General features: G+C 70.2%; 8 protein-coding genes and 1 rRNA gene. All 9 read left to right on the top strand.

Annotated elements, in window-relative coordinates; translation table 11 throughout:
- A 5S ribosomal RNA gene (gene rrf / locus OTB20_RS41545) occupies window positions 1-74 on the top strand; the annotation flags it as partial.
- Between the two features lie 262 nt (window positions 75-336).
- On the top strand, window positions 337-1,035 hold the full coding sequence (locus OTB20_RS41550) for an HAD family hydrolase (protein WP_267825095.1): 699 nt from the start codon (window positions 337-339) through the stop codon (window positions 1,033-1,035).
- 59 nt (window positions 1,036-1,094) lie between these two features.
- Complete coding sequence (locus tag OTB20_RS41555) at window positions 1,095-2,312, top strand: MFS transporter (protein ID WP_267825096.1); 1,218 nt, start codon at window positions 1,095-1,097, stop codon at window positions 2,310-2,312.
- The gene (locus OTB20_RS41560) at window positions 2,263-3,438 is read left to right on the top strand and encodes an acetoin utilization protein AcuC (protein WP_267825097.1); all 1,176 of its coding nucleotides are present in this window, start codon (window positions 2,263-2,265) and stop codon (window positions 3,436-3,438) included. The genes OTB20_RS41555 and OTB20_RS41560 overlap by 50 nt, the downstream gene beginning before the upstream one ends.
- A gap of 333 nt (window positions 3,439-3,771) precedes the next feature.
- Window positions 3,772-4,602: a phosphatase gene (locus tag OTB20_RS41565; protein ID WP_267825098.1), complete on the top strand. Its 831-nt coding sequence runs from the start codon at window positions 3,772-3,774 to the stop codon at window positions 4,600-4,602.
- Between the two features lie 113 nt (window positions 4,603-4,715).
- Window positions 4,716-4,925, top strand: a complete 210-nt coding sequence (locus OTB20_RS41570) for a helix-turn-helix domain-containing protein (protein ID WP_162688852.1) — start codon at window positions 4,716-4,718, stop codon at window positions 4,923-4,925.
- A gap of 143 nt (window positions 4,926-5,068) precedes the next feature.
- A complete protein-coding gene (locus OTB20_RS41575) occupies window positions 5,069-5,167 on the top strand; it encodes a 30S ribosomal protein bS22 (RefSeq protein ID WP_003948845.1) in 99 nt (32 codons plus the stop codon).
- A 95-nt stretch (window positions 5,168-5,262) separates the two neighbouring features.
- Window positions 5,263-6,330, top strand: a complete 1,068-nt coding sequence (locus tag OTB20_RS41580; protein WP_267825099.1) for an NAD-dependent epimerase/dehydratase family protein — start codon at window positions 5,263-5,265, stop codon at window positions 6,328-6,330.
- Entirely contained in the window at window positions 6,330-7,343 is a 1,014-nt protein-coding gene (locus OTB20_RS41585) for a lysophospholipid acyltransferase family protein (protein WP_267825100.1), read from the top strand. Before OTB20_RS41580 ends, OTB20_RS41585 begins: the two co-directional genes overlap by 1 nt.
- The last annotated feature ends 68 nt before the right edge of the window (window positions 7,344-7,411 follow it).

Genomic DNA, 7,411 nt, shown 5'->3' on the forward strand with positions numbered 1-7,411 from the left:
ACCCGGAAGCTAAGCCTTTCAGCGCCGATGGTACTGCAGGGGGGACCCTGTGGGAGAGTAGGACGCCGCCGAACAATTATTGTAGAAAGCCCCGTACCAGGAAACTGGTACGGGGCTTTTCTGCGTTCCGGATCTTTTTACTGACGTGGTCAGTGCAGACCGGCGGTCAGGTCCACGGTCACGGATGAGGGGCAGCAGGGCGGTTCGCCGACGGGGAGCAGGCGGCCGTGCGTCACCACACGGGCGCCGGCGCCGGGTCGAGGATCTTTGGAAGTCCTGCGGATGCTCGGCATGGGGTCCGGATGGATTTGCACTGACGGCTCGTAGGGTTGTCGCATGGGCTACGACCTCATCATCTTCGACAACGACGGCGTGCTCGTGGACAGCGAGCCGCTCGCCAACAGCATCCTCGCCGGGTACCTGACCGAGCTGGGGCACCCGACCTCGTACGAGGAGTCGCTCCGCGACTACATGGGGGCCGCGGTCCACCGGGTCCACGACCTCATGCGGGAGCGGACCGGGCAGGCGCTGCCGGCCGACTTCGACAGCACGCTGCACGCCCGCACCTCCACCGCCTTCGAACGGGAGCTCAAGCCCGTCCCCGGAGTCGAGGGGGTGCTCGCGGCTCTGGTCGAGAGCGGGACCGCGTACTGCCTCGCGTCCTCCGGGAGCCACGAGCGGATCAGAGTCGGGCACCGGGCGGCCGGGCTCGACGAATGGTTCGAGGAGGAGTGGATCTTCAGCTCGGAGGACGTGGGGAAGGGCAAGCCCGCCCCCGACCTCTTCCTCCACGCGGCCGACCAGATGGGTGTGGCCGCAGGCCGCTGCGTGGTCGTCGAGGACAGCCCGCTGGGCGTCCAGGCCGCGCTGGCCGCGGGCATGGACGTGTTCGCGTACACCGCGATGGTGCCCGCCGACCGGCTGCCCGGCGCCACCAACTACTTCGGCGACATGAATCAGCTCGCCGGACTGCTGGGACTGGAGGAAGGCGCCGGCACCGGATACACCGGACACGGCGGCGGGTTCTCGCACTGACCCAATCGATATGTGATCGCTCTACCCACCAGTAGGACCGGCGCCTACGCTGTGCCGCCATGACAGCAGATGTGCGGCTTCGCCGCGGGCGCGGGGCCTTGGGGTTCAGTTTCTTCGTGCAGGGCGTGACCTTCGCACTGCTCGTGACACGGATCCCGGCCATCCAGGACCGGTACGGGATATCCGACGCACTGCTGCCCGCCTTCCTGGCCGCCGTGCCGATCCTCGCCGGTGTGTCCAGCGTGGTCACCGAGCACCTGGTGAAGCGGGTCGCGCCCAGCACCGTACTGCGGTGGGCGCAGCCGCTCGTGCTGCTCGCGCTGCTCGGGGTCGGCGCCGGCAGCCAGATGTGGCACGTGGCGCTGGCCCTCGGGGCGTTCGGGCTGTTCGTGGGGGCGCTCGACGCCTCCATGAACATGCTCGGGGTGAGTCTGCAGGGCGCGTACGGACGCAGCATCATGCTCGGGTTCCACGCCTCCTACAGCCTCGGCGGGATCCTGGGGGCCTCCGCCGCGTGGGCGGGGGCCCACTGGCACCTCTCGCTGTTCAGCTCGTACCTGCCCGCCGTGGTGATCCTGCTGCCTCTCGCGCTCATCGCCAGCCGGTCCTATGTGGACCGGGACAAAGCGGAGTCCTCCGCCGGTGCCAAGGGGCTCGGGCCCGGCGGGTTCAAGCTGCTGCTGCCGCTGTGCCTGGTGATGGCGTGCGCGTACATCGGGGACTCGACGGTCTCGAACTGGAGCGCCAAGTACCTCCAGGACGTGCTGGGCAGCTCCGAGCAGCTCGCCACCGTCCCCTACAACGTCTACATGGTGACCACCCTGATCGGGCGGGCCGTCGGAGACCTCGGGGTGCGGCGCTTCGGGGCCGTGGCCGTCGTACGGATCGGATCGGTCGTCGCCGCACTCGGGTTCGCCGTGGTCGCGGGCGCGCCCGGGGCGTGGACGGGGATGCTCGGCTTCACGCTGCTGGGGATCGGGCTGTGCGTGATCGTGCCGCAGACCTTCGCCGCCGCGGGCAGGCTCTTCCCGGGGGCTTCCGACACCGCCATCGCGCGGCTGAACATCTTCAACTACGTCGGATTCCTCGTCGGGGCGCCGCTGGTGGGCGGGATCGGTGACGCCTGGAGCTACCGGGGGGCGATGCTCGTGCCGATGGTGCTGGTCCTCGTCACTCTTTTCTATGCCCGCTCGTTCGGTACGGAGCCCGCCCGATACGGTGTTCGGCATGAGCGGCCGCGGGTTGTTGATGTGGGACGAGGCGGTAACGAAGTATGACTTCGGGCCGGGCCATCCGATGGACCCGGTGCGCCTGGAGCTGACCATGGGCCTGGTACGGGCCTTCGGGCTCGACCGGGAGCTGGAGGTACGGGCGGGCCGGCCGGCCGGTGAGTCGACGCTGCGCCTGGTGCACCGCGAGGACTACGTCGCGGCGGTGCGCGAGGTGTCCGCCGACCCCGGGGTCGCGGACGGCTCGTACGGGCTGGGGACGACCGACGATCCGGCGTTCCACGGCATGCACGAGGCGTCCGCGCTGATCGCCGGGCAGTCCGTGGCGGCCGCCGAGGCGATCTGGCGCGGGGAGGCCGAGCACGCCGTGAACTTCGCCGGCGGGCTGCACCACGCGATGCCGGGCGGGGCGGCCGGGTTCTGCGTCTACAACGACGCGGCGCTGGCGGTCGCACGGCTGCTGGAGCTGGGGGCCGAGCGGGTCGCCTACGTGGATGTGGACGTGCACCACGGCGACGGGGTCCAGGCGGCGTTCTGGGACGACCCGCGGGTACTGACGATCTCCATGCACGAACATCCGCGGACGCTGTTCCCGCAGACGGGCTGGCCGGAGGAGACGGGCGGGCCGGCGGCGGAGGGATCGGCGGTGAACATCGCGCTGCCCGCCGGGACCGGCGACGAGGGATGGCTGAGGGCCTTCCACGCGGTGGTGCCGGAGCTGCTGGAGGACTTCCGTCCCCAGGTACTGGTGACCCAGCACGGGGCGGACAGCCACTTCGAGGACCCGCTGGCGCATCTGGCGGTGTCGCTGGACGCGCAGCGGGCGGTGCAGGAGGCGTGCCACGAGCTCGCGCACTCCTGGGCGGAGGGCGGCGGGCGGTGGCTGGCGCTGGGGGGCGGCGGGTACGCGGTCGTGGACGTCGTGCCTCGGTCGTGGACGCACTTGGTGGGGATCGTGGGGCATCGGCCGATCCCGCCGGAGACAGCTGTGCCGGGGTCTTGGCGGGATGCGGTGTATGCGCGGGTGCGGGGGGTGGCGCCTGGGCGGATGACTGATGGGCGGGTGCCGGTGTGGCGGGGGTGGGAGGGGGGTTACGACCCTGCCGATCGGATCGACCAGGCCGTCCTCGCCACGCGGCGGGCGGTGTTCCCCCTGCGGGGGTTGCTGGCCTAGCCCTGCGGGGCCGTCCCTCGGGCTCCGCCCCGGACCCCGCGCCTCAAGCGCCGGCGGGGCTTGAAGGGTCGCCTCAAGCGCCGGCGGGGCTGAAAAGATCGCCTCAAGCGCCGGCGGGGCTGAAAAGTTCGCCTCAAGCGCCGGCGGGGCTGGATTTGGCCGGGGTGGAGGGTCGCCTCAAGCGCCGGCGGGGCTGAATTTGGCCGGGGTGGAGGGTCGCCTCAGACGTCGGCGGGCTGGATTCGGCCGGGGTGGAGGGTCCTGTTACGCCAACCGTGCTGGGAATGGCCGGAACTGGGGATCCGTCAGGTGGGGTGGGGGAGCATCGGGAGGGTGTTGAGTACCGGCGCGTTGCGTGCGCATCTGTTGGCCGCCCGGCTGGCCGGGCCCGTCGCGACTTCTCGGGAGGAGAGCCTGCGCAGTTACCGGCTGTTCGCGGCGCGGGATCCGCGAGTGCTGCTGGGGCTGGATCCCGAGTGGGGGTGGGGCGAGGGCGATCTGCTGCGGCTGATGGCGGAGAAGTGCGGGGTCTCGGCGGATCCCGCGCACGTCAGCGGGCCGGACGTGATCGATCCGGAGCTGACGTTGGCCGGGTTGGAGGCCTTCGCGGAGCGGCTGCGGGCGGTGGCCGCGGCGCGGGCTCCGGTGCTGTTCGGGACCGGTCATCCCCACCGGCTCCTGGGGTTCTACGCCACTTTGGCCGTTGCGCTGTCGGCGGCGGGATGTGATGTCCTCACTCCGTCGCGGGGGGTGGCCGTCGACATTCCGACCCGGTTCGGCGTACGCACGCACCACATCGATTACGTACGAGGGGTCGCGTTGGTGCGGGAAGAGGGCGCGCGTCCGCCGGGGAGTGCTACCGGCGCGCACACCCATTCACCGCTGCCGGTTCGGATCGCGCTCGGGGCGCTGGCGGAGGCCGGCGGGCCGCTGCCGGAGCTGGTGGTGGGCGACCACGGGTGGGTCTGCGGTGCAGGTCGGCTCGGTGTGGAGGCGATCGGGCTGGCCGATACGGATGATCCCGCGCTGTTCGTGGGAGAAGCCGAGGGGCAGGTGTCGGTGGCGGTTCCGCTTGATGACGCGGTGCGCGCCGACTACTACCGACCCCTCACTCGCTATGTACTCAATCGGGCGAGTCTGTCGGGTCCGCAGGAGTGGCTGTAGCTCCTCTTCCCCACTCGTATCACACGCCCCTACTCTGGGAGTGAGCGTGCGACGACGGGGCGTAACCGGAGGGGAAGCCGGTGCCCGTCATGCGCGGAAGGTCAAGGTGTGTCATGGCTGCTGGCGAGAGGCCTCTCAGTGAGGTTCAGTTCCTGACCGTGGCGGAGGTCGCCTCGGTGATGCGAGTGTCAAAGATGACCGTGTACCGCTTGGTGCACAACGGACATCTGCCCGCAATCCGGGTGGGCCGGTCCTTCCGGGTCCCCGAAAATGCGGTGCACGAGTACCTCCGCGAGTCCTTCGTGGGGGTGGAATCGGCCTGAGGGCGAGGGTCGGGAGCCCGGTGGTTTCCCCTCGGAAGCACTCGGATTACAAGCTCAGAGCTCGGGCGGGTAGGCTAGGCCGACGTAGGTCGTGTGGGCCCCGACGCCCCGCACCGAATGATGAGAAGTGAGCGAGGGTAGTCGTGGGCTCTGTTATTAAGAAGCGGCGCAAGCGGATGGCTAAGAAGAAGCATCGCAAGCTGCTCAAGCGCACCCGCGTTCAGCGCCGTAACAAGAAGTAAACGGCAGCTGTACGTGTTTTCCGCAGCCCCTCCACCATTCTGGTGGAGGGGCTGCGGTGTAGCCGGGGGACTTCTTCGAGGGAGGCGCTGAGCTCGTGGGGAAGGTCGTGCTGGTGACCGGGGCCGCCCGGCAGCTGGGGGGCCGCTTCGTGCGGCGGATCCAGCGGGACCCGGAGGTCGAGCGGGTGATCGCGGTCGACGCGGTGACGCCGCCGCACCGGCTGGGCTCGGCCGAGTTCGTCCGTACGGACATCAGACAGTCGGGTATCGCCCGGGTGCTCGCCGAGAACGCCGTCGACACGGTGGTCCATCTCGCGGTCACCGGGGGTGCGGCGACGGGCGCGGGCTCCGGCTCGTACAGCACCGTCAAGGAAACCAACGTCATCGGGACGATGCAGCTCCTGGGAGCCTGTCAGAAGTCCCCGACGGTACGGCGTCTCGTGGTGAAGTCCAGTACCAGTGTGTACGGCGGCACCTCGCGGGATCCGGCCGTCTTCACCGAGACCACGCAGGCGAAATCGCTGCCCGCGGCCGGCTTCGCCAAGGACGCCGTAGAGGTCGAGGGTTACGTACGGGGCTTCGCGCGCCGACGGCCCGATGTCGCGGTGTGCGTCATGCGGTTCGCGAACATCCTCGGGCCCTTCGCCGACTCGGCGCTCGCCGAGTACTTCTCGATGCCGCTGATCCCGACCGTGCTGGGCTACGACCCGCGGTTGCAGTTCGTGCACGAGGACGACGTACTGGACGTGCTGCGGCTGGCCTCGCAGACCAGCGGGCCCGGTGGGCTCAGCGGGACCTTCAACATCGCCGGCGACGGGGTGCTGCTGCTGTCGCAGTGTGCGCGGCGCCTCGGCCGGCCCACGGTGCCGCTGCTGCTGCCCGCGGTGACCTGGGTGGGCTCGGCGTTGCGGGCGGTCGGAGCGACGGACTTCTCGCCCGAGCAGATAAGGCTCCTCACGCACGGGCGGGTCGTGGAGACCACGCAGATGCGGGAAGTGCTGGGGTTCCGGCCGATGTATACGACCGCCGAGACCTTCGCCGACTTCACGCGGAGCCGGAGGAGAGGGCTGCTGCCGCCGGAGCGGGTGGGGCGGGCCGTGGACCGGGTGGCCGGGCTGTTGGACGTGGACGTGGACGCAGAGGTTGAGGGAGCGAAGCGATAGTGGCGGACGCCAAGGTCATTCCGTTCGACGAGGACCGGCCGCGACGGCGGACTTCGGCCGCCCGGCGGGTACGGGTCGCGCCGGAGGCCCCGGTCCCATCCGTCGCGGCGGTGGCGGAGCCGGTCGTGCCGGAGCCGTTGGTGGAGGTCGTGCCCGAGCCGGCGGCTTCGGGGGACGGCTGGGACCGGCGGATCGCCGGCGGGCTGGCGTTCCTGCGGCGCCGGATCACCGGGGAGTACGAGGTCGACGACTTCGGCTACGACAAGGAGCTGACGGACCAGGTCCTGATGTCCCTGATGCGGCCGCTGTACGACAAGTACTTCCGGGTCGAGGTCAAGGGCATCGAGAACATCCCGAAGGAGGGCGGCGCGCTGATCGTGGCGAACCACTCCGGGACGCTGCCGCTGGACGGACTGATGCTCCAGGTCGCCGTGCACGACCAGCACCCGGCGCAGAGGCACCTGCGGCTGCTGGCGGCGGACCTGGTGTTCATGCTGCCCGTGGTGAACGAGCTCGCGCGGAAGGCGGGGCACACGCTGGCGTGCGCGGAGGACGCGCAGCGGCTGCTGGAGGCCGGGGAGCTGGTGGGCGTGATGCCCGAGGGCTTCAAGGGGATAGGGAAGCCGTTCGGCGAGCGGTACAAGCTCCAGCGGTTCGGGCGGGGCGGGTTCGTGTCGACCGCGCTGCGGGCGGGGACGCCGATCGTGCCCTGCTCGATCGTGGGGGCGGAGGAGATCTACCCCATGATCGGGAACTCGAAGACGTTGGCGCGGCTGCTGGGGATCCCGTACTTCCCGATCACGCCCACGTTTCCGTTGCTGGGGCCGTTGGGGGCGGTGCCGTTGCCCACGAAGTGGACGATTCAGTTCGGGGAGCCGATTGCTACGGACGGGTATGCGGCGGAGGCCGCCGAGGATCCGATGCTGATGTTCAATCTGACGGATCAGGTGCGGGAGCAGATTCAGCACACGCTGTACAAGCTGCTCGTGCAGCGGCGGTCCGTCTTCTTCTGACCCGGTGCGGGGTGGGTGGCCCTGCGGGGGGCTGTCCCCTACCCGCCCTTCCACCGTTCCGGGGGGGG

It is taken from the genome of Streptomyces sp. H27-H1, from assembly GCF_026627445.1.
GTDB lineage: Bacteria > Actinomycetota > Actinomycetes > Streptomycetales > Streptomycetaceae > Streptomyces.

Coding starts and splice junctions, on each gene's coding strand:
- OTB20_RS41550 (WP_267825095.1), top strand. CDS start 337: ATGGGCTACGACCTCATCATCTTCGACAACGACGGCGTGCTCGTGGAC.
- OTB20_RS41555 (WP_267825096.1), top strand. CDS start 1,095: ATGACAGCAGATGTGCGGCTTCGCCGCGGGCGCGGGGCCTTGGGGTTC.
- OTB20_RS41560 (WP_267825097.1), top strand. CDS start 2,263: ATGAGCGGCCGCGGGTTGTTGATGTGGGACGAGGCGGTAACGAAGTAT.
- OTB20_RS41570 (WP_162688852.1), top strand. CDS start 4,716: ATGGCTGCTGGCGAGAGGCCTCTCAGTGAGGTTCAGTTCCTGACCGTG.